Origin of the sequence: Methanospirillum hungatei JF-1, assembly GCF_000013445.1 — an archaeon.
GTDB classification, from domain to species: Archaea; Halobacteriota; Methanomicrobia; order Methanomicrobiales; family Methanospirillaceae; genus Methanospirillum; species Methanospirillum hungatei.
Genome location: NC_007796.1, coordinates 1,517,681 through 1,540,578, shown reverse-complemented (window position 1 = coordinate 1,540,578; position 22,898 = coordinate 1,517,681). Strand labels below are relative to the sequence as shown.

General features: G+C 44.5%; 20 protein-coding genes. 10 read left to right on the top strand and 10 right to left on the bottom strand.

Annotated elements, in window-relative coordinates; genetic code table 11:
* Positions 1-39: 39 nt before the first annotated feature.
* The 3 genes from MHUN_RS17390 to MHUN_RS07075 all read right to left on the bottom strand — a co-directional run bounded on the left by MHUN_RS17390 (position 40) and on the right by MHUN_RS07075 (position 5,958).
* Positions 40-3,375, bottom strand: coding sequence for a hybrid sensor histidine kinase/response regulator (locus tag MHUN_RS17390; protein WP_011448366.1), 3,336 nt, complete (start codon positions 3,373-3,375; stop codon positions 40-42).
* Positions 3,376-3,581: 206 nt separating this feature from the next.
* Positions 3,582-5,513: a heavy metal translocating P-type ATPase gene (locus MHUN_RS07080; RefSeq protein ID WP_011448365.1), complete on the bottom strand. Its 1,932-nt coding sequence runs from the start codon at positions 5,511-5,513 to the stop codon at positions 3,582-3,584.
* Between the two features lie 16 nt (positions 5,514-5,529).
* Positions 5,530-5,958, bottom strand: coding sequence for a MarR family winged helix-turn-helix transcriptional regulator (locus MHUN_RS07075; protein ID WP_011448364.1), 429 nt, complete (start codon positions 5,956-5,958; stop codon positions 5,530-5,532).
* A gap of 406 nt (positions 5,959-6,364) precedes the next feature.
* On the opposite strand from MHUN_RS07075, the gene MHUN_RS19200 reads away from it, so the two are divergent.
* A complete protein-coding gene (locus MHUN_RS19200) occupies positions 6,365-6,502 on the top strand; it encodes a hypothetical protein (RefSeq protein WP_204223048.1) in 138 nt (45 codons plus the stop codon).
* Between the two features lie 614 nt (positions 6,503-7,116).
* On the opposite strand, the gene MHUN_RS17385 is transcribed toward MHUN_RS19200, so the two are convergent.
* Genes MHUN_RS17385 through MHUN_RS07045 form a run of 6 tightly spaced genes read right to left on the bottom strand, consistent with a single transcriptional unit; the run spans position 7,117 to position 11,550 of the window.
* The gene (locus tag MHUN_RS17385) at positions 7,117-8,349 is read right to left on the bottom strand and encodes an ATP-binding protein (RefSeq protein WP_083758418.1); all 1,233 of its coding nucleotides are present in this window, start codon (positions 8,347-8,349) and stop codon (positions 7,117-7,119) included.
* On the bottom strand, positions 8,282-8,641 hold the full coding sequence (locus MHUN_RS07065) for a hypothetical protein (protein WP_011448362.1): 360 nt from the start codon (positions 8,639-8,641) through the stop codon (positions 8,282-8,284). Before MHUN_RS07065 ends, MHUN_RS17385 begins: the two co-directional genes overlap by 68 nt.
* Positions 8,634-9,077 (bottom strand): hypothetical protein, encoded by a 444-nt coding sequence (locus MHUN_RS07060; protein WP_011448361.1) that lies wholly within the window; start codon positions 9,075-9,077, stop codon positions 8,634-8,636. Before MHUN_RS07060 ends, MHUN_RS07065 begins: the two co-directional genes overlap by 8 nt.
* Positions 9,078-9,079: 2 nt before the next feature.
* The gene (gene feoB, locus MHUN_RS07055; RefSeq protein WP_011448360.1) at positions 9,080-11,068 is read right to left on the bottom strand and encodes a ferrous iron transport protein B; all 1,989 of its coding nucleotides are present in this window, start codon (positions 11,066-11,068) and stop codon (positions 9,080-9,082) included.
* A gap of 10 nt (positions 11,069-11,078) precedes the next feature.
* Positions 11,079-11,300 (bottom strand): FeoA family protein, encoded by a 222-nt coding sequence (locus MHUN_RS07050; protein WP_011448359.1) that lies wholly within the window; start codon positions 11,298-11,300, stop codon positions 11,079-11,081.
* A gap of 7 nt (positions 11,301-11,307) precedes the next feature.
* On the bottom strand, positions 11,308-11,550 hold the full coding sequence (locus MHUN_RS07045) for a FeoA family protein (protein ID WP_011448358.1): 243 nt from the start codon (positions 11,548-11,550) through the stop codon (positions 11,308-11,310).
* 359 nt (positions 11,551-11,909) lie between these two features.
* On the opposite strand from MHUN_RS07045, the gene MHUN_RS07040 reads away from it, so the two are divergent.
* Positions 11,910-12,536, top strand: a complete 627-nt coding sequence (locus tag MHUN_RS07040) for a type 1 glutamine amidotransferase family protein (RefSeq protein WP_011448357.1) — start codon at positions 11,910-11,912, stop codon at positions 12,534-12,536.
* 90 nt (positions 12,537-12,626) lie between these two features.
* Positions 12,627-13,262 carry a hypothetical protein gene (locus MHUN_RS07035; protein ID WP_011448356.1) on the top strand — a complete coding sequence of 212 codons (636 nt, stop codon included), beginning with the start codon at positions 12,627-12,629 and terminating at the stop codon, positions 13,260-13,262.
* Between the two features lie 44 nt (positions 13,263-13,306).
* Here the strand turns inward: MHUN_RS07035 and MHUN_RS07030 are convergent, their stop codons facing one another.
* Complete coding sequence (locus tag MHUN_RS07030) at positions 13,307-14,584, bottom strand: ATP-binding protein (RefSeq protein ID WP_011448355.1); 1,278 nt, start codon at positions 14,582-14,584, stop codon at positions 13,307-13,309.
* A gap of 212 nt (positions 14,585-14,796) precedes the next feature.
* Here MHUN_RS07030 and MHUN_RS07025 point away from each other — a divergent pair, with 212 nt between their 5' ends.
* The 7 genes from MHUN_RS07025 (at position 14,797) to wtpC (ending at position 22,860) form a co-directional block, all read left to right on the top strand.
* Positions 14,797-15,861: a DMT family transporter gene (locus MHUN_RS07025; RefSeq protein ID WP_048067353.1), complete on the top strand. Its 1,065-nt coding sequence runs from the start codon at positions 14,797-14,799 to the stop codon at positions 15,859-15,861.
* Positions 15,862-15,864: 3 nt separating this feature from the next.
* Entirely contained in the window at positions 15,865-16,884 is a 1,020-nt protein-coding gene (locus MHUN_RS07020; protein ID WP_011448353.1) for a methyltransferase, read from the top strand.
* A 653-nt stretch (positions 16,885-17,537) separates the two neighbouring features.
* Positions 17,538-19,100 carry a group II intron reverse transcriptase/maturase gene (gene ltrA / locus MHUN_RS07015; protein ID WP_239441587.1) on the top strand — a complete coding sequence of 521 codons (1,563 nt, stop codon included), beginning with the start codon at positions 17,538-17,540 and terminating at the stop codon, positions 19,098-19,100.
* Positions 19,101-19,616: 516 nt separating this feature from the next.
* On the top strand, positions 19,617-20,420 hold the full coding sequence (gene modA, locus MHUN_RS07010) for a molybdate ABC transporter substrate-binding protein (RefSeq protein WP_239441586.1): 804 nt from the start codon (positions 19,617-19,619) through the stop codon (positions 20,418-20,420).
* A 47-nt stretch (positions 20,421-20,467) separates the two neighbouring features.
* Positions 20,468-21,013: a tRNA (N6-threonylcarbamoyladenosine(37)-N6)-methyltransferase TrmO gene (tsaA, locus tag MHUN_RS07005; RefSeq protein WP_011448350.1), complete on the top strand. Its 546-nt coding sequence runs from the start codon at positions 20,468-20,470 to the stop codon at positions 21,011-21,013.
* Positions 21,010-21,804, top strand: a complete 795-nt coding sequence (locus MHUN_RS07000) for an ABC transporter permease (protein ID WP_011448349.1) — start codon at positions 21,010-21,012, stop codon at positions 21,802-21,804. The genes tsaA and MHUN_RS07000 overlap by 4 nt, the downstream gene beginning before the upstream one ends.
* Positions 21,805-21,813: 9 nt before the next feature.
* The gene (gene wtpC, locus MHUN_RS06995; protein WP_011448348.1) at positions 21,814-22,860 is read left to right on the top strand and encodes a tungstate ABC transporter ATP-binding protein WtpC; all 1,047 of its coding nucleotides are present in this window, start codon (positions 21,814-21,816) and stop codon (positions 22,858-22,860) included.
* Positions 22,861-22,898 lie beyond the last annotated feature (38 nt).

The window sequence follows — 22,898 nt, the reverse complement described above, 5'->3', positions numbered from 1 at the left end:
ATACGGGGACTCCTGGATTTTGATGTTGTAGTATCATCTCTATTCCTGGCGCCATTTTCCAGATGGAACCCGGATCTCAAATCGTACACCTGAACCATAGATGCCGGTCTCATGGATCTCTATCCCGGTGATTGAGAGAATCTCCCTGATTAAAAACAATCCCATTCCTGTGTTTTTCCCAAACCCCCTTTCAAATATTTTTTCCTTCTCTTCTACCGGAACACCACCGCCATCATCTTCATAGGTGAGGATGCAGTCGGTGTCCCGAACTTCGTATGCTACTGTGATATGAGTGAGATTCTGTCCATGCCTGACTGAGTTCTCAACCAGATTATAAAGCACTCTCTCGAGCATGAGATCTGCATATATCTCTAGCTTTCCGAGATATGAGTCAATTCTGATGCCTTTTGTGAGATTGATGATTCCCGGCTGACTGAATACCGACTGGATCTGTTGCCATGCAGGAGCTGCCGTTCCCAGGTCCTGGTATTCTTTGGTAAACCTGATCAGGTGTTCAATATCCGCTGACGCCTGAGAGATGGCGTTCAGATACTTCAGAATGGTGGGATCTGATACTGATTCTTTGATCTCATCACTATAAAGCGATGCAATCATGACCCGGTTGAGGATATCATGACGGGTGATGCTCGATAAGATGTTGAGTTTATTATTTGCCTTCTGGGCAGCATCATGGGCTTTTCTGATCTCACTGATGTCATGAATCTGAATAAGCAGACAGGGTTGACCATGAATAAGTAATTGTGACCATGCAACCTCGGCAATGATCTGTGTATTCATCCGGTTTGTGAGTATCATCTCCTTTCGGTATACCTCATCGCCTCTCCCGGTCCGTTCTTTAAGAATATCGCTTCCCGCCACTGCAGATACCGCCGGTATCGCGTCCACCTGTTTTCCCAGAACATCGGCATCAGAAAGGCCGAACATGTCATGAAATCCATGATTTACTTCAAGAATTTTCCCGGAACTGTCTATGATAAGGATGGGGTCAGGAGTCTGGTTAAATATTGAGATGAACTTTATCTCATTGTCCCGTAACGTCTCTTCTGCCTCTCTTCGTTTCGTGATATCCCTGCTGACTCCGATAAACCCGATGGGATCGCCCCATTTGTCATAGAGTGGTCTTGCAATTACCTCGGTCCACACGCTGGATCCGTCTTTACAGGGCTGTTCAACCTCAAAGGTTTGTTGGGGTACAGCCATTCCCTGTTTTATCAGCATCTGTGCATCCTCTAGTATTTTCTTTACCATGTCAATGGATGATGGGCTTATGGTCTCTTCCAGAGTACTTTCCATCACTTCCTGTGGTGTATATCCCCGGAGATGCCAGACAGAGGGGCTGATATAGGTGAACCGGCCTGAAAGGTCCATGGTCCAGATGACATCGATGGAATTCTCGGTTATAAATCGATACTGTTCTTCACGCTTTTTGAGTTCATCCTCTGCACGTTTCCGGTCAGTGATATCGTGGTGAGCTGACAATATGCACATCTCACCTTCATAGGTGATAAAAATCCCAAATCCAATCGCCCAGAATTTCTTTCCTGACGGGGTCTTCAGATCCATCTCAAAGTTTGTGACAATGCCATTCTTTTGAAGGGTTTCAAGCCAGAGCTGACGCCGCCCCGGGTCAGCCCAGACATCAGGAGCCTTGGTATTGTACAGTTCATCCATGCTGGAAAATTCAAAAAGAGTCATTGCCTGGGGGTTTGCATACCGGATGGTGCCATCAGGAGTGACTATGCTTATGGATATGGGAAGGTTGTCAATAATATGTCTGAACTGGTTCTCCTGCTCTTTAAGAGCGAATGATGTCTTTTTCAGTTCGGTAATATCCTGATTGACACCAAATACCCTGACCGGCCTGCCCTCTTCATCGGTTTCAGCCTCTCCAAATGAGTAGAGATAGCGTTGCTCTCCAGTTTTCGGGAGAATGATCCTCATCTCGGTATTGTAGGACTTCCCGGTTGAGAGGGCACTTTCGAATACATCCCGTATCCGTATCCGGTCTTCGGGATGGATCATGTGGACAATTTCATCTAATGAAGGGGTGGAATCGGGTGGATATCCAAACAAGGCCAGGGCTTCTTCAGATGCAGAGAACCGTTGGGTGGCAATATCAAGCGTCCAGGTGCCCACATGGGCTATGCTCTGGCTTCTCTGCAGATTTAAGAGATTTCTTTCGGCCTGTTCCTCAGTGATTTTTTGTCTGGTTATATCCTCTATGATGATTCCAAACCTGTACCCCTTACTGGTCGGGATAGGAAAGGTGACCTGTCGAATATATCTGGTTAAACCGTCCGGGCCGATGATCTCCGAAATGACCGGTTGCTGTGATGCCGGTATTCCGGTTTTCAGGGATTCTTTTATCCGTGCCTCCATCTCTTCCAGATGGTGCCTGGTTTTTCTTTCTGGGAGCATCATCCGGGGCATAATGTCCCATGCCTTCATCCCCCGTGCTTCATCTTTTAAAATGCCTGAAATTCTTTCAGCAGCAGGATTCCATTCGATAATCTCTCCTTCCTCATCGATCAGAATGACTGCATCTGCTGTATTTTCAATAAAGGAACGAAGCCGGTATTCACTCTCACGGAGCGCTTCTTCACTGGTTATCCGATCGGTAATATCTACCGCCTGGACAAGCAGGAGTTTATCCTCACCAGAGAGTATGATATCGCCTGATATGAGGACATGGAGAATTTCTCCTGTACGGGTCCTGATTTCGGTCTCGTAATTGTGAAGATGCCCCTTGGTCTCCAGTTCATGGATAAGTTCTTTTCGTTTCTCTGGTGTCAGGACATTGAGTTCCAGAGACGTTTTTCCAATGACCTCATCCCGTGTATATGATAACCGCTCGAGAAATGCATCATTCACATCAACATATCTGCCGGTTGCAAGATCAGACAGCCCCGCAATTGCAGGATTTGCATGGAACGCCTTTGAAAACTGCTGCTCTGATTCAAGGAGTTCTTTTTCAGCCTGTCTTCGTTTCACTGCCTGTATGACCTTGTGACTGAGCTCAGCAAACTGGGCTTTCGGGTCTCCTCCCTTCTGCAGATAAAAATCAGCCCCGTTATTAATGGCTTCAATAACTACCTCTTCTCTCCCCCGGCCAGTGAAGAGGATGAAGGGCATTTCCGGATATTTCTCCCTGATTTTTTTTAAAAATTCGATACCATCCATATCAGGCATCAGATAATCTGATATGATGGCATCATAGGATCTGATTGATGGTGATTCTGCAAGATCCACAGCAGTTATTGAGGTGTCAACGACAAATTCTCCGCTCCTCTCAAGAAATAGTTTTGCAAGGTCCAAAAGGAGTTCTTCATCATCTACATAGAGGATATGGATCATGGTTTTTTGGGGGGATGAATTCTGTCAGCGTATTTTTTATATGGTCTGATTTTTGCATCTAATGATGCAGATAACCGGAAAACCATTACGGATAGTACTGATTAACCATTTATCACTATAAAACACTTCGCCTCTGTACTGATAGCTTGTTCCGATAGTATTCGTATAATTCGTGTATATGGGAATATATGCTATGCAGAAAAAGGTTATGCCGGGAGGGAACAGGAGAGTCTGATTGAGTTTATAAGTACCACTATGGTCGCCAGCTGATGACCGATTGCCCCCATGACCGGGGTTATAGCCCCGCCGGCAGCGATACTAATAAGGAAGAGATTCAGGAACAGGGCAAGACCGATATTTTGTGCTATCGTCTGGCTGGTTTTTCTGCCTAACCGGATAAATAACGGAAGGGCTGAAAGACCCTTTTCCATGAGAATGACTCCTGAGCTCTCCAGGGCAAGGGTATTTGCACGACTTCCGATTCCAACCCCAAGGTCAGCCCTGACTAGTGCAGGACCGTCATTTGTTCCATCTCCAATAAAACATACAACCTCCCCCTGTTCCTGAAGTCTTGCGATATATGTCTCTTTATCCTGTGGAAGAAGTCCGGAAAAAGTCATGTCATCAGGGATATGGAGTTCTGCTGCAATAGATCGGGCTACGTTTGTATGGTCTCCGGTAACCAATGCATATTTATATACTCCGATCTGCTTCAGAGATGTAACGGCCTCTCTGGTATCGGTGTGCAGCGTATCGGAGATGTATAGTGTACCAATATATTCATTGTTTTGAGCAACGAGAACCTCGGTCTCATTGGCATGGGTCGGCTCCTGATTTGAATGAGGCTTCTTGGGAAGAGGTACAGAGCGTTCCTCTAAAAATTCTCTGCTTCCGACGAGAATTGGCATCCCGTTCCATATATCCTCTACTCCTTTACCGGGAATGTGCCGTGCTGTGCCCACCTGAGGGATCTGAATACCCCGTTTTCGGGCTTCTTCTCTGATGGATTTCGCAATAGGGTGGGGGGAAGAACGCTCAGCAGAGGCGGCTATGGTAAGAATTTCCTCTTCTGTATGTCCCTTTTCAGGGATGACTGATGTTACTTTCATCTCACCTGATGTCAGGGTTCCGGTTTTATCAAAAACAAATATGGTAATCTGCTTGCATACCTCCAGGAATTTTCCGCTTTTTATAAGAATCCCCCGCTTCGCTGCAGGGCCGATTGCTGCAAGGACAGCAGACGGGGTGGCAAGGAGGAGTGCACAGGGACAGGAGACAATAAGCACGGTGATCCCCCTGGTTATGTCACCGGTTGCAAGGGCAATCATACCGGCAATGATGAGAATGACCGGAGTGTAATAACCCGCAAACCGATCTATCATCGGGTGGGACGGAGGCCTTCGAAGTCCTGCCTCTCTTACCAGTTCCACAACTTTTGCATAGGATGACTGAGTGGCAGGGTTTGATGCGGAAATGACCAGTGCCCCGTCAAGATTCATACTTCCCGAGTATACAGCATCTCCGGGTTTTTTGTTGATTGGGAGACTTTCTCCGGTGCGGAAGGATTCGTCCACGTCCGAATGCCCGGTGACGATATACCCATCCACAGGAATTCTCTCACCCGGATGGATCATGAGCTGGTCACCGGCTCTGATATCCTCAACTGGTATTTCGTGAATCTTTTCATTCAAAATGAGACTGGCTGTCGTGGGGGCTGCCTGCACCATCATATTCAGGTCTTTTTTCGTCCTGGTAAAGAGGTAGTCTTCCACCAGTTCTCCTATTGTGAGAATGAGTGCAATTTCAGCAGCAGCAGTAAATTCTCCAATCAGCACCGCTGCAACAAGAGCAAGGGCAGCAAGTTCACAGACATTCCATTCTTTTCTGCTAATTCCCAGGATTGCTTCCTTAATGATTGGGTAGGCAGTGAGGGCAAGGGCTGCAAGAGCTGCCGGGATCTGGACGTCTGCAACTGAGATGATAGTATATTCAGTCAGAACGGCGATGAAGACAAAAAAGCCGGATACCAGCAGCCGTATGATAGTCTTTTTCAGGTCCTCTTCCGCATGGTCATGGGTACACCCACAATCATGAGAGCAGCAGGTCTTCCTATCACAGGTACTCGTTCCAGAAGTCATGGGTGAGCCACCTGCTTTAAATATGCTCATTTATTTTGTGCAAAATTTCAATGAAAGCCCTGGTCTCATCTTCCCCGAGGATCGAGGCAATTTCTCCTGCCAGGTTCAGGTGATGGCGGTGATGCTCTTCATATGCCAGTGCACCATCCTCGGTTAGTTCAATAATATAGGATCGCCGGTCATGTTCTGCCCTGACCCGTCTGGCAAATCCTCCCCTCTCCAGGCGATCAACAGCAATGGTGGTGGTCCCGGTGGTGATACCAAGTCTGCCTGCCAGTTCTTTCATATTCATCCGGCCGTGATGACCAAGAATCTCAATGGCATGGGCATCAGATATCTTCATATTTCCAGATTCAATGACCGATGATTCCCATGATGTGAAACGGTCAAAGAACTCAACGAGTTTTTCGTTTAACTCTTCTCTGAGCTGATCTTTTTCTGTCATGATCATTTCACTTCGAACATCATAATGTTTGAACAACAAACTATTTGATATGCAGATATTTAAACTTATAGAATATATGTATTCCTAAACATCTGGTTTCCTCTTCCTGATAAAATCCGGAGGATCTGTAATGATATGATGCCCTGAACCGGGTATGTGACAGGGAATTCGTTCACCATTACCTGCAGAGACAGAGAACAGGAGATCTTCTTGTACGCAACTTCATATCGGGATACTGAAGGGAGGGTTATGAAGATTTTTGCTGAGTTTCATGAGTCAGTCCCCTCTGTTCTGAATTCATAGCCTGTCACTTTTTTCTTTCAGAAATTTTTTCGGTCACCTCTCATCTCTACCAAAAAACAGAAAGTGATATGCGGGAGTGAAAATCCCAAACCAGGAGTATTGAATGAGTGAAAAATCAGATCTCATCTCTCATATGAAAGATGAGCTCTTCCATGTTCATGGGGATATCGAACACGTTCAACGGGACCTGGAAGCTCTCATCAGTCACATTAAAAACCTTGACGAGCATCTCCATCACTGATGGATGAAACCTCGCAATCTTCCATACATTCCGAACCGTCTAAATGGATCGGTCTGTTGGATGAATATTCAAACAAAGATACATCATCTTTGTTTAGGCGGATAAAATCAGTTCACACAAGGAGGTCACATGGGAAGTCATGCATCTATCAGAGGGGTATTGGCACTGGATCTCATTCCGGAATTTCTTTGGAAATATATGGATGTTCCAGAAGATGATACTCAGCTGATGGGTACTGTTCAAGTGAATGATATCACAGATAATAAATTATAATGGTCATGCAGGTCGTCACTATTGTCTGAATTTGATGGTAACTATTGGTTATCATCTGCGGTCATGAAGAAATGACAGACAATCAGGATCGTGTAATCTCCACACCTGAATAAACCAAGACAGAGATCCCTCCTTTCCGGCAGCTCCATTAGTGTCTGTTTTGGATGATTCAGAGATTATCCGATCTCACCTGGTTTCTCTCAACGAATTGATTATCTGAAAAAATTATTAGAATTTTGTAATTACTGCTTTTTTCCAAAATCTATTGTCTGAATAATCCTGGTTATCCAATGAACCCCTCTTATAGAAATGGAATAAAAAAATACGAAAAAAAAAAGAATTTATTGAACCTGAAATGAGCAGGGATGAGATATGGGTTGACTGATGTCAGGCAAAACCGGTTCGGGTTTGGGTATGGGCATGTTCACAAACCGGTACAGCCCATTTGGAATCATTATCTCAAATCGTGCTCCTTCTCCATATGTACCGCATTCTGTTATCTGCATACCGCAGGCACTCAGGACCTGATATGCAAGATACAGGCCGGTTCCTCTGTTATTCTGTGCAGATGTCCGAAACAGCTGATCCTTATACTCGTCAGGGATTCCGATGCCATCATCCTGGATAAACCATACCAGCGAGTTTTCCTTCTGCATATAACCGCATGTAATCCTGGTCACCCCGTCTCCATGTCTGATTGCGTTGTCTATCAGGTTATATACCACTTTTTCGATCAAAGTATCTCCGAATATTTCAATTAAATCAAGATTTTGCTCAACGACTGCTGATCCTAAGAGCACCAGTGATTCTGCATGGGTGATGAGCTGACCAAGATTCATCCATTTCTGTCCTGCAAGACCTGGAATGAGATGATCTGAACTGGTTGATACCTGTCTGTTCATCGCCTGGACTGTCCCTTCGATACGTGAGACAACAAGTTTCATCTCTTCACTGGTCGTCATGGTCCTCAGCAGATCCAGGTACCGGTACAGGGCGGTTATCGTATTGAGCAGGTCATGGCGGGTAATAAGCGATAAGATCTCATGATTTGCCTGAGATTTCCGTGCTGAGTGCATGACCATCTCTTTTAGAACCGGTTCCTGGACGGTAGCTGCATTATCCCACGAAATTCCGGGATTCTGCATCTTCAGAAAGAGTTTTCGTGCAGAAATGGTCTGACATCCTGCCGGAGTGCCCAAAAAATGTATACGGTTTCCAATGGCAGAAGTAGTGACGGGAGATAACTCATGTTCGATAATACATGCTTCCTTATTCGCAATATCCGGAGAAACCCCGATAAATTCAAAAAATTGTCGCAGTGTTTCATGACGGATGTGAATGGCTTCTCCCTGCAATCTGCCCTCCGGAGAGAGAAATATCCCTTCATACCGTCTCCATTCAACAAAACCGAGCTTTGCTATCTTCCCGACCATCTCAACCACGGAAGATGGTGAGACGTTCAGTGACCTTGCTATCTCCCCAGTCCGTGCATATCCTTTGTCTTTACTAAGCACATAAATTGTCTCGACGTAATCTTCCATTGCCTGAGATAATTTCTGAACTTGTTTTTTCATCCCATTTCCTCCTGATAAGGGTCTGTCCCCGCTGCGTGAGTTCTACTCTGCTTTCACTGAAATTTTTCTTTTCTTCACAGGTACAATGACAGCAGACGCATTTCATACCGCTTTTCCTGCATGCACAACCTTTTGATTCTTCTTCGTCCCGTTTCAGATACCCGGTGCTGCACCACATGGATATCCAGGATTGTACTGATTGTACCGGGATATCAAGTTCCAGAGCAAGTTCGGAGAGGAGGCATCCTCCCCGTTTACTGATGAGCTGAAGAATTTCAAGACCTTCACTCACAGCAGTCACCTCCACATGAACACCCATACAGGAGTTTTGATACTCCGGCAAGAAGGGGAATGGCGAGAATTGCTGCCCATATGAAAGATGAACTAACGATAGTCAGGAGATGTGCCTCTTCACCCTCCATGATGAGGGTAAGGAAATTACCGGTTTCAACCAGGATTGCACATCCGGCAAATACTACCAGGAGCAGGGCCCCGATGTAGGAGAAGCTGATCCAGCCCGGACGGTCTGTTCTGCCTTTTATGACTGCAGTAGCGAAGAGTGCAGCGATAAGGAGAAGGATACATCCACCGGGGATATCCGGGATGAAAAGACCAGTCCCTATTCCGGCTCCTTCCAATATTGATATGATACCGGCGATACCGGTGGTCAGTGTCACGATTCCTGTCCACCCATAGAGATACTGGTGAGGGTATGTTGTATTATTCATGTTTATGCTCCGATAACGAGTGAACCTACATGTAATATGATGAACGCGAAGACATATGCGACGAGTATCCCCCATCCGATTGCGATTCCGGTCCATTTCCAGTTACCCATCTCCTGTCTGATTACCCCGAGTGCAGCCACACAGGGAAGGTAGAGGAGGACAAAGACCATGTATGCAAGGGCAATTATCGGATGTAAGGTCGGGTCTGCAGCAAGGGATGATTCAAGCATCTCTTCTCCTCCATAGAGGGTTCCCAGAGATCCGACGACGACTTCTTTCGCGATGAATCCGAAGATGAGTCCGACGACCAGCTGCCAGTTAAACCCAAGCGGAGCAAATACTGGCTGTAATGCCTGTCCGATGATTCCTGCAAGGCTGTCTGCTGATCCATATTCAACTCCTGCCGGGAGGGTTGCTAATGCCCAGACGACGATAACCCCGCCAAAGATGACAAGCCCTGCACGTTTCAGGTATTCCCTGCCTTTGAACCACATGTGAACCGCTGCAGCAAATCCACTTGGTTTTCGGTATGGGGGGAGTTCCATGATGAAGGGCGATGGTTCATCCTTGAATACCAGTCGCCTAAATATCAGGGCCGAAAGGATTGCAACCGCGATTCCGAGGACATACAGGAAGAATATGACATTTCCTGCTGCAGCTCCGAAGAATACTCCTGCAAAGAGTACATATACGGGAAGCCGTGCTGCACAGGACATGAACGGAATGGTGATGATGGTAATAATCCTGTCTGCCTTGCTCTGCAGGGTTCTGGTTGCCATGATAGCCGGTACATTACATCCAAACCCGATAAGGAACGGAATGAATGAACGACCATGCAGACCGACTGAATGCATAAGCCGGTCCATGACAAATGCTGCCCTGGCCAGGTATCCCGTATCTTCAAGGATGGAGAGCAGCAGGAACATGACAAATATGCTTGGAACAAAGACAAGCACGGATCCTAGTCCGCCGATTACCCCGTCAGATAGGAATGATCTGACAAATGGATCCATATCGACGCTGTTCATTCGGTCGGTGAAATACCCGAATATGTATTCTATTCCAACAAGGAACGGATTGGAAGCACTAAAGGTGAGCTGGAACGCAAACCACATACATGAGAGGAAGATGGGTATCCCGAATAACCGATGTGTCAGGACCTGGTCGATAAGATCTCCGGGCATGACCCTGCCCATGGAACATTTCACCGAGCAGGTCGTGATCTCCTCTGATGTTTTGTACCTGGCCAGTAGAATATCCTCTGCAATACCGTCCCGCTCTGCCGGATCACTGGTATCGATGAATGGAATGGTAAGTCCTTTTTCATGCAGCATCTTTTCAAGGTGTTCGTCGCCTTCCATCAGCCGTATTGCTGCGTAGTAAGGAGAAAGACTGCCTAAAAGTGATACGTGTGCACTGAGATAATTACCGATTTCGGAGATGTGGGATGTGACCGAATGGGGGTATTCGACCGCTCTGTGGACGACGGGGGTTTTATTTGTGGAAACCTGGATGATGGTTTTTATTAATTCCTCTATTCCTTCTCCTTTCCGTGCAACAATTCTGACAACCGGAATCTTCAGATTCTTCTCAAGGCAATCGGCATCTATGGTAATTCTCTGTTCCTCTGCAAGGTCACACATATTCAGGGCGATGATCATCGGAAGTCCGATTTCCATCAGTTGTGTGGTTAAAAACAGGTTTCTCTCAATGTTTGTGGCATCAATGATCTGGACCACTGCATCTGGACCAGATGTCAGGAGTGCATCACGGGCAACCTGTTCATCCGGAGTAAATGCTGACAGACTATAGGTTCCGGGAAGGTCAGATACAATGATTGAGTGTTCATTCATCTGACGTTTTCCTGTCTTTATCTCAACCGTCACTCCAGGATAATTCCCGGTGTGCTGATGTACCCCGCATAGGCTGTTAAACAGGGTCGTTTTCCCCACATTCGGGTTTCCTGCAAGTAATATACGAATATCTTTCATAATGTCATCTTTAAAGTGGTTCAACGAGAACCATACTGGCCGCTCCGGCTCCAAGAGCGTATCTGCTCTCTCCTATCCGGACAATTACCGATTCTTTTGCTTTTTGAATGATCGTAAGTTCGATTCCGATAATGATTCCGAGTTGGCCCAAAGTTTTTGCCAGGTGGCCGGTCCCACAGATTGACCTGACTATAACCTTTTCACCGCTCTTTGTAAGGCTAAGAGGAACCATTGCTCATTCACTTCCCCTTCTTTGGTTCAACGGTTATCAAGGCCGCTTCTGCCCTTCGGAGGGAGAGCTTGTACCCACGAATGTTGCATTCGGCAGGATCTCCAAGCGGTGCCCATTTCATTAGAGTAATTTCAGAACCTGGCAGAACGCCCATTTCCATTAATCTTCGGCGAATAGCCGGTTCTCCCTGGATTGATGAAATAATTCCTGATGTGCCAGGGAGGAGTTGTTCAACAGTAACCGTGGACATGAGTCACCTAATTTTTAGTATTATCTAAATTTTTATGTACGTATATATAAAATTAGTGTTATCAAGAAATAATAAATAATACTAATGAATCGGTAATTTGGAGATAAAAGAGAAGATTAAATTAAATCCTGGATTTGTTTGGTATAGTGAATGATTCAGGAGGTCTCAATTGACTCCGGTATCGCAAATGATTTGTTTTGACGCTAAAAATCTAATCCACATGATTTTGTCTCTGTTTTTGTTTTGTGTTTCTAGATCGAGGATCAGATCGCGGACACAATTTCTGAATAGGAGGGAGTATCAAACATCGGGGAATGACAATGGGTACATGATCTGTGTGCAGATTACTATAGATCTCAATGACAACATCAAAAAGTGTTTTTCTCTTTCTTTGTCCCGGTATGGCAGACTGGGAACCTGCGTATACAATATCATTGCTGTCAGATCAGTATACCGACATCCCCAAAAACAATAGTTACCCGGTTCGCACCTTTGGAGTAACACAAGAGCCGGTGCGGTCCGTTGGGGGACTGACCCTTGTTCCGGATTTTTCAGTTGATAACGTGAACATTGATGATGTTGCCATGGTAATCCTTCCCGGTTCAATATATTATGAGAAGGAGGATCCTGATCAGCTGGCATCCCTTATATCCCGGTGTACTCAGGCACAGATCCCGGTGGCAGCCATCTGTGGGGGGACCTTATTTCTTGCCAGGCATGGTTTTCTTGATGACGTACGGCATACAAGTGCAGGAAACGAGTGGCTGAAGGCCCATGCACCACAATACCAGGGCGAACAGTACTACACTCCCTCACCGTCCATCTCTGACAAGGGCATTATAACTGCCAACCCGCTGGGATTTCTAGAATTTGCTGCACATATCTTTCTTGAACTTGATGTTTTCCCGTCTGCTTTTATAGATCAGCTGGTTTCCATGACAAAAGGAGGGTATTTTGATGCAGATGCCCTTAATGGAGCTGAGTAAGGAGTGATGGAGAGGTTCTCTATAGTATGACAGGGGGGTATTGTTTCTCTGACCAGAAAATTCATAATCGTATGAACCGTACGTGATAGTATGGATCTATTTCGATTATGCAGTTGTTTTTGCCTTTTAATTGCTGCAGTCCTTATCCCAGTCTCTGCAGCCGAGTCCGGATCATCCGCCAACCAGACAATCAACGACCAGTTCGTAGTGAAATTACCCGCCGACTGGTCTAATTTTGCGGTCAACTCCTATGCAGGAATGGCGACCGGCGTTATGGACAACAATGATATTACCAATGTGATCTCAATCCAGGTATATCAGAATATGAATTGTTCCAAGGTAATGGAGGAGAACCTGAAAGTCAACCTTGATGAATTTAATGCAAAAACAGGTATTGCAACCCTTTCAGAACCTGAATTTGGCAACGATACGGTTACCCAGTATGGGAAATATTCTGATGGAAAGACGTCAAATCTCTTCTTAAGACTGATCGATGGAAATGTCGTGGCAGTCTTTGGTTCGTATGAGACCATGGAGGATGCAAAAGCAAAGACAGAAGAGTTTACCGCAATTGCCGCATCAGTGATACCACTTCATCCCTCAGTAAATGAACTCTGTGAAGTTGAAAACCAGAAACCAACCCCGGCTCCGACTACAACCTATAAACCCCGGCCAGTTCCGACAGTGAGTAATACCATAGCCCCGACTGATGCTCCGGTATCATAACGAGATACTCTTCTTTTTTTCTTTTTTAATTTGATGATAAGAACTTACCACGTTGACTTTCGTATTAACTGGCTTTTAGATAGAACTTCATTCCAAAACGGGCGGATCTTTATCGGAGTTCCATCGATAATCATGTCCTGATATTGTCGCATTGTCAGAATAATTCCATTATCACATTGCGTCTCTTTCATGGCTTCCAGCAATCCGGATATCTCCCTTTCCTGGTTTTCCACGGTCAATTCAGTACATGCCTGAATACAGGTGGTGATCTTCCCCTGGTTAAAAGTTAAGAAATCACATTCCCCGTCCGCTTTAAACCAGAACAGTTCATGCCCACGGCTTGAATATTCCATCCACACCGCCTGTTCAAACAACAATCCGGTATCTCCTGAAAATCTGAATGATACAGTGTTTCGAAGGCCGGTATCAACCCCATACATCTTTTTCTGATATGCATGCTGACGACGGAGTGTATAATCAAACCTAAAGCATTCAGATATGAGAAAGGAGTCCTGAAGATATCCAATCCATGACCGGATAGTCATCGCATTTTTTACGCCAATAGATTTTGCCAGAGATTGATATGAAGCCTCTCGAGTCAGATTAGAATAGAGGTATCTGCACAATTCACGAAAGGGAAGAATTTCGCGAATTCCATACCGGACGATTATGTCACGATAGATAATGCCTTCAAAAATCTGATGTAATATCTCCGGATCCTTATATTGCAGAAAACCAGGAAATCCCCCCTCTTCCAGATATTTTACACATAATCGTTGAACTTCTGCTTCAGCCTGTGATCCTCGTGGAAATTCCGTCACACCCAAACCATTACAATATTCATCAAATCTGAATGGCCAGAGTGATATGGTAACATATCTGCCAGTAAGGCGGGTTCCAAGTTCTGAACTCAGGAGTTGCGCATTCGATCCGGTAAGAAAAATCTGATATCCGTCATCATGAATCCTCCTGACAAACCTCTCCCATTCTGGAATGTTTTGAATTTCATCAAGGAAAATGGTTCGAACACCTGGATTATTCTCTTCAAATATTGTCATTATTTCAGTAAGATGATGAATTCCCATCCCTGCAAATCTTTCATCATCCAGGTTAACATACAAATACGAAGAAAAATAGTCCGCGATTTGTCTCAATAGGGTGGATTTCCCACATCTTCGAACCCCGGTAATTACAATTATTTGAGGGTGGTTCACATACTGTGAAAAGTCAATTCTTCTTTGTATTCCCGGGCTTGAATTTTTAAACCGCTGAATCTGGTTGATCAGGACGGTTTCAAGATTGTGATGTGAGAACGGATCCATATATTAGTAATATATGGATTGTTCTCAAACTATATATTAGTAATATGTGGATTCAGGAAAAATTTTCTTAAAAAGATATCGGTACGTGCATGCCATTGGAGATGCTTCGAATATCCGAAAAGGTATTCAATTAGAAATAATTATTTTAGATTGGGTATTCGGAAAAATTAGGCTGGATAGAGCTTATCTGATCTCAAATACTATAACTTATCATGCAACCTGCCAACCGGGACGCGATCCTGATGGCACTCCTTGCCGCAGTCCTGTTTGGTGCAGTTATTCCTGCTTCCCGTATTCTCCTTTTCGATATCGGTCCGGTCACACTTGCCGGGCTCCTGTATCTCGGAGCCGGTGCCGGGGGGCTTTTGATCCGAAGATTTACAGATCCCGAAGGAAAAACCGAGGCTCCTATACGGAGAAGTGATATTCCCTGGCTTGTTGGGATCATAGCCTTTGGCAGCATCATCGGCCCTATCCTCTGCATGGTCGGTCTTACCACCACACCGGCATCAACTGCTTCCCTGCTCCTCAATGCTGAGTTGGCTTTTACAACCCTCATTGCGGTGATTGGATTTCGTGAACCGCTGGGAAGACGTGGGCTGTATGCAATTATTGCAGTCGTTCTTGGTGGATTTGTTTTATCATATGATCCTACAGGGACCTTTGGGCTCTCAACGGGTTCAGTCCTGATAATTCTGGCATGTTGCTGCTGGGGTATGGACAATAATTTTACCCGGGTTATATCCGGAAAGGAACCTGCCCAGATTGTCATGATCAAGGGATTTGTAGCCGGAATATTCAGTGTCTGCCTGGGGTATGCTATCGGAGAACCGGCCCCGTCCCTGACAATTATCCCGGTAGTCCTCCTCATTGGGTGCCTGGGGTATGGGGTTTCAATATTCTTTGTCATCCGGGCGATGAGAGTCCTTGGTTCTGCCAGGACCGGTGCATTATTTGCAACAGCTCCATTTATCGGTCTGGTCCTCTCTCTTCCACTCCCCGGTGAGAACCCCGGATTACAGATACTCATCAGTCTGCCCCTGATGGCAGCCGGTGCATGGCTGATTGCCACCGAAGAGCATAGTCATCGTCATATTCATGTATCGTCCAGGCATGAGCACCGGCACAGTCATGATGATGGGCATCATAATCATCACCATGATCCGGCTATGAAAGGAGTTGTCCATGCCCATCCCCATGAACATGAGCTGGTTTCCCATACACATCCTCATACCCCGGACCTGCATCATTTCCATGACCATGATAAAGGTGATTAATCCATGGATATTCCTGATATTCAACGAAGTTTCAAACCTCTTCAGGATCTCCTCCTGAAGAAATCAGAGGCAAATATACTCCTTGCTGCAATTGAACTTGATCTTTTTACCCTGCTGGAAAAGACTCACTCTGCAGAAGATATTGCGCAAACACATCATCTTCACAAACAAAACACCATTCATCTTCTGAATGCACTTGCTGCGTTTGATGTGATCCAAAAAGATGGTGATTGTTACTACAATTCTCCTATTGCTCATGATTTTCTGGTAAAGGGAAATGACACCTATCTGGGTGATTATCTTTGTGCAAGTGATCCCTGGTATTCAATTCATCCAGAAAAGATCTCAAGACTCGTTCGTGATGGACCTGATAGTGGTGCGAATGAGATTATTATGAGTTCGAGGGAGTTTCAGGAGATGCAGACCCGGGGTTCTATCAATTATCAGCGGTCGGGAATGGCTCAGATAGTAGTAAAACTGATATCTTCACTTCCGGAATATAATGGCTTTTCCCGAATGCTTGATCTGGGATGTGGTCCGGGTCTTCTTGGTATTGCCCTGATCCTTGATCATCCCACCATGAATGGAGTCCTATTTGATCAACCCCCGGTTGCAGAGGTTGCGAGGCGATGTGCTGCTGAATATGGTGTGTCTGACAGAGTTACGGTCATGTCCGGAGATTACCTGAATGATTCGATAGGAGAAGAGTATGATCTCATCCTTGCTTCAATGACCCTGAATTATGCCCTTGGCTCTTTTGATTCTCTCATGAAAAAGATCTATGAGGCATTAAGACCGGGAGGAGTGTTTGTAACTATATCAGATGGAACGATACGGAATGGTACCAAACCGGAGGAGATGGTTATTTCGATGCTGCTTCCTGATCTAATGGGACAGAATATGGCTATTCATGAAGATTTTATTGCAAATGCCATGCTCGATGCTGGGTTTTATAAAGTCAGGAGCAGGCCGGTTCAGACTCCGGTTGGAGAAGTTGAGTGCACCATCGGGAAAAAACGATGAGTCGTAATTATTTGTAAAAAACTCCGATTGCATATGTGTCCTACCGAACGAAAAGGGCACATCCAAATCTCTTCATGGATCTGGAGCCGGAAAAAGCATCCAGAATACCTGTTCATTCATTAAAAGCCCTATGAAAATCTATATGGTGTCAGAATTATTGGATCTCAGTGCGACAAGAAGCGGTAAATCAGATTGCTATTCCGGTTTAATTCGGTAAAAAAAGCCCCCCAATCCATTCTGGGTGTCCCTACCTGCACGTGCGTGTTTAGCAATAAATGGGTGCGAAGCTGCAGGAACAAAGTGGTTACTCCCATAGTCTCATTGGGATATACTGCTAGGGAAAGGTATCATGGACAAACAAACGTTGAATCGCTGCAGGATCGTTAAATATAGCAGGAGGAAAGAGATTTGCCCCTGTCCCCATTGAGGGAGAATCACGGTATCAGTAGTTTGAGTGATGCTGGTACGAATGGACGTAGCTGGTTCCGGTCTATGGGCGAGTCCTAAAATACCACAATTATCTGGTTTATTGAACTTGGAAACCCCAATACGCTCCTAAAAAAAAAAAAAAATTTTTTTAGGTAGGAACTTCGTGAGGAGGACTATATGCGTAGTGGGAGTAGGATGCTGCAAAAAGCGAATGCCCGGCTGTAATGGTTGTGGATAAGGGTTCAGACTTTGCCCTGACCCGAAAGGGTGCTGACGTGCAGCTGGTTCTTTCACGGCGAGCAGGATGGATTATAATGAACGAGATAAGTTCAATTACGCAACACAGCGAGGACGTCTCGGACAAAACTCTTGCCAAACAATGGCGAAAATTCCCATGGAAGAAAGCAAGGGCGTTTGTCAAGCGACTCCAGACACGTATCGCAAAAGCAGTAAAGAATGGCAATTATCGGCTTGCTGAGCGTCTCCAGTACCTGCTAACTCATTCGTATTATGCCAAAGTGTTAGCAGTTCACCGGGTAGCTGGCAACAAAGGAAGAAAAAGTGCAGGAGTGGACGGAGAAAAATGGAGTACTCCTCAGGATAAGATGAGAGCAGTTCTTAGTCTTTCAGACAAGGGATATCAGGCTAAACCTCTCCGGCGAACCTTCATCCCCAAACCTCAATCGAGCAAAATGCGTCCTCTCTCCATTCCCACAATGTACGACCGTGCAATGCAGGCACTGTTTGCAATGGCTCTCACCCCATGGGCAGAAACCATAGCAGACAGAACCTCATTTGGATTCAGAACGAATCGCAGTGCACAGGATGCAGCTGCATATGCATTTCAATGTTTAAGCAGAAAAGACTCTGCCCAATGGATTCTTGAAGGCGATATCAAGGGGTGCTTTGATAATTTCTCTCACTCCTGGTTATTAACCAACATCCCCATGGATACAAGAGTTCTTAACCAATTCCTGAAAGCGGGATACATTTTTGATGGAATACTCTACCGTAATGAATCTGGAACGCCCCAAGGCGGAATTATTTCCCCAACTCTGGCTAACATGGCTCTTGACGGTATGGAACAAATTCTAAAGGAACGTTTTCCGGGAAAGAAGGTGCATCTCATTCGGTTTGCGGATGATTTCCTCGTAACGGCTGAATCAAAGGAGACTGCAGCCCAGTGTAAACTGGTCATTATCGATTTTCTTAAAGAACGTGGTCTTGAACTCTCCGAGGAGAAAACGAGAATTGTTCATATCGATGATGGTTTTGATTTTCTGGGATGGAATTTTCGAAAATTCAAGGGTAAACTCCTGATTAAACCTTCAAAGAAAGCTATTGCTGCAATCACTCATAAACTGAGCGAGGTCATTAAGTCTGCAAAAGCTTGGAAACAAGAAGACCTGATTAAAAAGTTAAATCCAATCATCCGAGGATGGGCGATGTACCATAAAACAGTATCATCAAGCGTAACCTTCCAGAAACTGGATTGGATACTCAGGAATATGCTCTGGACATGGGCGAAACGCAGACATAATAACAAAGGGAAAAAGTGGATAGCGAGGAAATACTGGCAACCTACTTTGACCCGTAAGTCTGTTTTTAAAACGGCGAGTGTAACTCTTGCAAACTTCTCGGACACGAAGATTCAATACAGAAGATTCCTTAAACTGGATAAAAACCCATTTATAGATTCTGTCTATTTTGATAAAAGACCGGGAATATTCCTTTCAACACAAAAGTCGATTCGTATGTTTCTCTATTGCGCCCATAAAAGCGGGTAGTGAAGAACCTGAGCGTATTGCGGTGAAAATCGCACAATGCGTTCTTGGAAGGGGGGAGAGGAGTAATCCAATTCCCCTATTCGACTAATCATTTTTTTTAATTTAGATGGGGCCCCGATAATTAAATTATATATTTTGAAATAACAGAATGGGGGTGATGAATTTGACGAATGATGGTGGGGAGTATAAGAATTGGTAAAATAAATGTGCTTTTAAATTCTAGATAATCCGATTAAATTTATTTATGTAAAATATTATGATAAGGTTCATTCACGAGCGCTATTTTTTCCTCACGCTTTCTCTCTTCTTTGATATATCATCTGTTATGCCAAATGTTTATACCTAATTCATCGTTGTAAAGCTACTTAATCCACAATGATAAAAAATAGATTCACAAATGAGGATTATTGATTCTCACTGGTTTTTTAGGAGTTATTTCGTAATCTTTATCATTGCTTAATTTATCATTCTTTTATGAAGGCGATACCTTCGATTTTTTGTATTTTATTCGTCTTAATGGCGACATTACTTGTGTGTGGATGTACTTCTAGCAATCAGTCGGATAACCTGGCACAGGAACCGGTAAAGGAGCAGGCTGTTGAACAGAATTCCTCATCTGCCAAGACACTTCTTGTCTATTGCGGGGCTGGAATGAAAGAACCAATGGAAGAGATTGCCAAGGTATATGAAGAGAAAGAAGGAACAAAAATTGAATATACCTATGGAGGATCTGCCCAGTTGCTCAGCCAGATTGAATTATATCAAAAAGGAGATGTGTACATGCCTGGTGCACGCTCGTACATTCAGTCTGCCATGGATAAGGGATATGTGGATAAATCTCAGGATATTGTATATCATGTGTTAGCGATTGCAGTCCCGAAAGGAAACCCTGGCAATATTACTGGTGTTCAGGATCTCGTACGGCCAGGTGTCAGGGTAGCAATTGGTGAACCATCCGGTCCGGCGGTTGGAGCAGCAACAAAGAAGATGCTTGAGAAGAATAAACTCTGGAATGAAACAGAGAAGAATATTGTCGTAAAATCAGGTACAGTCAATGAACTGCTGGTATATGTCTCCATGAATCAGGCAGACGCTGCACTTATCTGGACCGAACTTTTCAACCCGGAAAGTATGGAACTTGTTGAGATACCAAAAGAGATTGGTAAAGTAGATGTTGTTCCAATCGGAACTCTGACATTCTCAGAAAACAAGGAAGAGGCTGAGAAATTTATGAATTTTGTTGCCTCTGATGAAGGGAAAGAAATTTACACAAAACATAAATTTGAGATCTATCCGTTAGCCAAGTACGGGGATGCTTAACTCCGTAATTTCTCTCTTATTTTCCCTATTTTTTTTGGAGGCATATTATGAGTTTATCGAAGGAATACGGAGTCAAATGGAAAGATACTGACATCATATTTCATCCCATCGGAATTATTCATTCTGACCACACTGAGCATGAAAATACTCCTATTCAGGGGATTTTTAATCCATCAGTTGGATACATAGAAGTATTTGATGAATTTAAGGCAGGACTGGCAGATGTCGAATCATTTTCTCATATTTACGCATTCTATTATTTCCACCGGGCCACAGGAAAAAATCTGGTACAGAAACCCTTCCTTGATGGTGAAAAAGAAAGGGGAATTTTTGCCATACGTCATTTCAATCGGCCAAATCCGATGGGTATGTCGATTATGGAGCTCCTTGAAGTACAAGATAATATTTTGAAAGTTTCCGGAGTTGATGTACTGGATGGAACACCACTTCTTGATATCAAGCCATATGTAAGGCAGTTTGACCATCGCGATGAGGTAAAGTGTGGCTGGGTGGATAACCAGCATATGGATGATATTGCCGAATGGAACAGTACTCCAAAGGAACTGAGGAATCGGGAAAGGGTTAAAAAATGAGTGACATGAGAAATTCCTGGCTGAGATCTGCAACGATTGGAACCAGTATCCTGCTTACTCTGTTTATAATTATTCTACTGCTCCTCATTGTGACAAAACCTTCTCCTGATGCTCTGTATGCTTCTATAACAAGTCCTGAGATTCAGTTTGCCATAGTCATGAGTCTTGGAACCTCAATAATCTCAACATTTCTCTGTATTCTTATTGCGGTACCCGCTGCATATGCTCTTGCCCGGTACAATTTTTTTGGAAAAGATGCGGTCAATGCAATTCTTGACATGCCCCTTGCTCTTCCCCCTCTGGTCGCAGGTCTTGGTCTGCTCTTATTCTTTGGGACGACGGGTTTTGGAAATGCACTTGCAGATATGGGCCTGGTTTTTGTATTTACTCCGCTCGGGATTATTGCAGCCCAGTTTTTTGTGAATTTTCCCTATATGCTGAGGATTATGCGTTCAACGTTTGAATCCATCAGCACCAGGTACGAATTTGTCGCAAAAACCCTTGGGTGTACTGATGCCCAGGCAGTTTGGCGGGTGACCCTTCCTATGGCTGGTTCCGGCTTTTTTGCTGCATCTGTAATAACCTGGGCAAAAGGAATTGGAGAGTTTGGGGCTGCTCTTTTAATAGCCGGAGCAATCCAATGGAAGACTGAAACCCTTCCGATTGCATTATTCCTGAATATGTCCTGTGGGAAACTGAATATGGCAATTTCAGCAGCTACGATTCTCATCATTATCTGTGTGATATCACTTTACCTTTTCGAGCGGTATGGTGGGGCATCAAGATTATAGGGGGTTCCTATGTTACATACCGAGAATTTATCTAAAGACATGGGTGAATTTGTTCTCCGGAACGTGACTCTTGATGTTTCTCCCGGAGAATACCTGGTAATTATTGGTCCGACAGGGGCTGGAAAGACCATTCTTCTTGAAACAATTGCAGGATTTTACCCTCCCGATTCAGGACGAATTATCATGGATGGGAAGGATATTACCAATTTAGCACCCAAGGACCGAAATATCTGCATGGTATACCAGGATTACATGCTTTTTCCCCATCTGACGGTAGAGGAAAACATCGGGTTTGGTTTAAAGACCCGGAAAAAAAATCCTGAATTCATCAAAAAGAAGACGCTTGAGATGGCCAGACTGCTGAGCATTGATCATCTCCTTCATCGAAAACCCGAAACCCTGAGTGGAGGAGAACAACAGAGAGCCGCAATTTCTCGGTCCCTGGTTATGGAACCGAACCTTCTGCTGCTGGATGAACCACTGAGTGCTCTTGATGGTCAGACCAGAGACAAACTCCGGACTGAACTTCGCAGAATTCATGATATCACCAATGTTACAGTAATTCATATTACTCATAATTTTGAGGAGGTTTTTTCTCTGGCAGATCGGGTTGCTATTATGAATAAGGGAGAGATATCTCAGATTGGAGATCCTGATGAAGTGTTCAGAAAACCGGAATCAGAGTTCATTGCTGCATTCACCGGTATGGAAAATATTTTTAAAGGGGAATGTTCTCATCAGGAGGGTATCTCCGCTATCAAGATTGATGGGTATACTATCTATTCAGCAACCTGCATCGGAGAAAGAGAGGTGTATGCAACAGTACGTCCCGAGGATATTCTTCTATCCCGGGATCCTATAGTTTCCAGTGCAAGAAATTCTTTCAAAGGCAGGATCACTGATATTAAAAATAACGGGATGGTAATCAAAGTAACTATTGATGTTGGGATACCAATAGTATCAGTCATGACCAGAAGAGGATGGGATGAAATGCATTTGACCGAAGATGAAGAAGTATATCTTACATTTAAAGCTTCAGCAGTTCATGTTTTTTAAATTTTAACCAATATATTTTTTGAAATGACTGGATGATT

What these genes read in the sequence shown, in the direction of transcription:
- MHUN_RS17390 (WP_011448366.1), bottom strand. Translation starts at nt 3,375, where the DNA reads ATGATCCATATCCTCTATGTAGATGATGAAGAACTCCTTTTGGACCTT.
- MHUN_RS07080 (WP_011448365.1), bottom strand. Translation starts at nt 5,513, where the DNA reads ATGACTTCTGGAACGAGTACCTGTGATAGGAAGACCTGCTGCTCTCAT.
- MHUN_RS07075 (WP_011448364.1), bottom strand. Translation starts at nt 5,958, where the DNA reads ATGACAGAAAAAGATCAGCTCAGAGAAGAGTTAAACGAAAAACTCGTT.
- MHUN_RS19200 (WP_204223048.1), top strand. Translation starts at nt 6,365, where the DNA reads ATGAGTGAAAAATCAGATCTCATCTCTCATATGAAAGATGAGCTCTTC.
- MHUN_RS17385 (WP_083758418.1), bottom strand. Translation starts at nt 8,349, where the DNA reads ATGAAAAAACAAGTTCAGAAATTATCTCAGGCAATGGAAGATTACGTC.
- MHUN_RS07060 (WP_011448361.1), bottom strand. Translation starts at nt 9,077, where the DNA reads ATGAATAATACAACATACCCTCACCAGTATCTCTATGGGTGGACAGGA.
- feoB (WP_011448360.1), bottom strand. Translation starts at nt 11,068, where the DNA reads ATGAAAGATATTCGTATATTACTTGCAGGAAACCCGAATGTGGGGAAA.
- MHUN_RS07050 (WP_011448359.1), bottom strand. Translation starts at nt 11,300, where the DNA reads ATGGTTCCTCTTAGCCTTACAAAGAGCGGTGAAAAGGTTATAGTCAGG.
- MHUN_RS07045 (WP_011448358.1), bottom strand. Translation starts at nt 11,550, where the DNA reads ATGTCCACGGTTACTGTTGAACAACTCCTCCCTGGCACATCAGGAATT.
- MHUN_RS07040 (WP_011448357.1), top strand. Translation starts at nt 11,910, where the DNA reads ATGACAACATCAAAAAGTGTTTTTCTCTTTCTTTGTCCCGGTATGGCA.
- MHUN_RS07035 (WP_011448356.1), top strand. Translation starts at nt 12,627, where the DNA reads ATGGATCTATTTCGATTATGCAGTTGTTTTTGCCTTTTAATTGCTGCA.
- MHUN_RS07030 (WP_011448355.1), bottom strand. Translation starts at nt 14,584, where the DNA reads ATGGATCCGTTCTCACATCACAATCTTGAAACCGTCCTGATCAACCAG.
- MHUN_RS07025 (WP_048067353.1), top strand. Translation starts at nt 14,797, where the DNA reads ATGCAACCTGCCAACCGGGACGCGATCCTGATGGCACTCCTTGCCGCA.
- MHUN_RS07020 (WP_011448353.1), top strand. Translation starts at nt 15,865, where the DNA reads ATGGATATTCCTGATATTCAACGAAGTTTCAAACCTCTTCAGGATCTC.
- ltrA (WP_239441587.1), top strand. Translation starts at nt 17,538, where the DNA reads ATGGTTGTGGATAAGGGTTCAGACTTTGCCCTGACCCGAAAGGGTGCT.
- modA (WP_239441586.1), top strand. Translation starts at nt 19,617, where the DNA reads ATGGCGACATTACTTGTGTGTGGATGTACTTCTAGCAATCAGTCGGAT.
- tsaA (WP_011448350.1), top strand. Translation starts at nt 20,468, where the DNA reads ATGAGTTTATCGAAGGAATACGGAGTCAAATGGAAAGATACTGACATC.
- MHUN_RS07000 (WP_011448349.1), top strand. Translation starts at nt 21,010, where the DNA reads ATGAGTGACATGAGAAATTCCTGGCTGAGATCTGCAACGATTGGAACC.
- wtpC (WP_011448348.1), top strand. Translation starts at nt 21,814, where the DNA reads ATGTTACATACCGAGAATTTATCTAAAGACATGGGTGAATTTGTTCTC.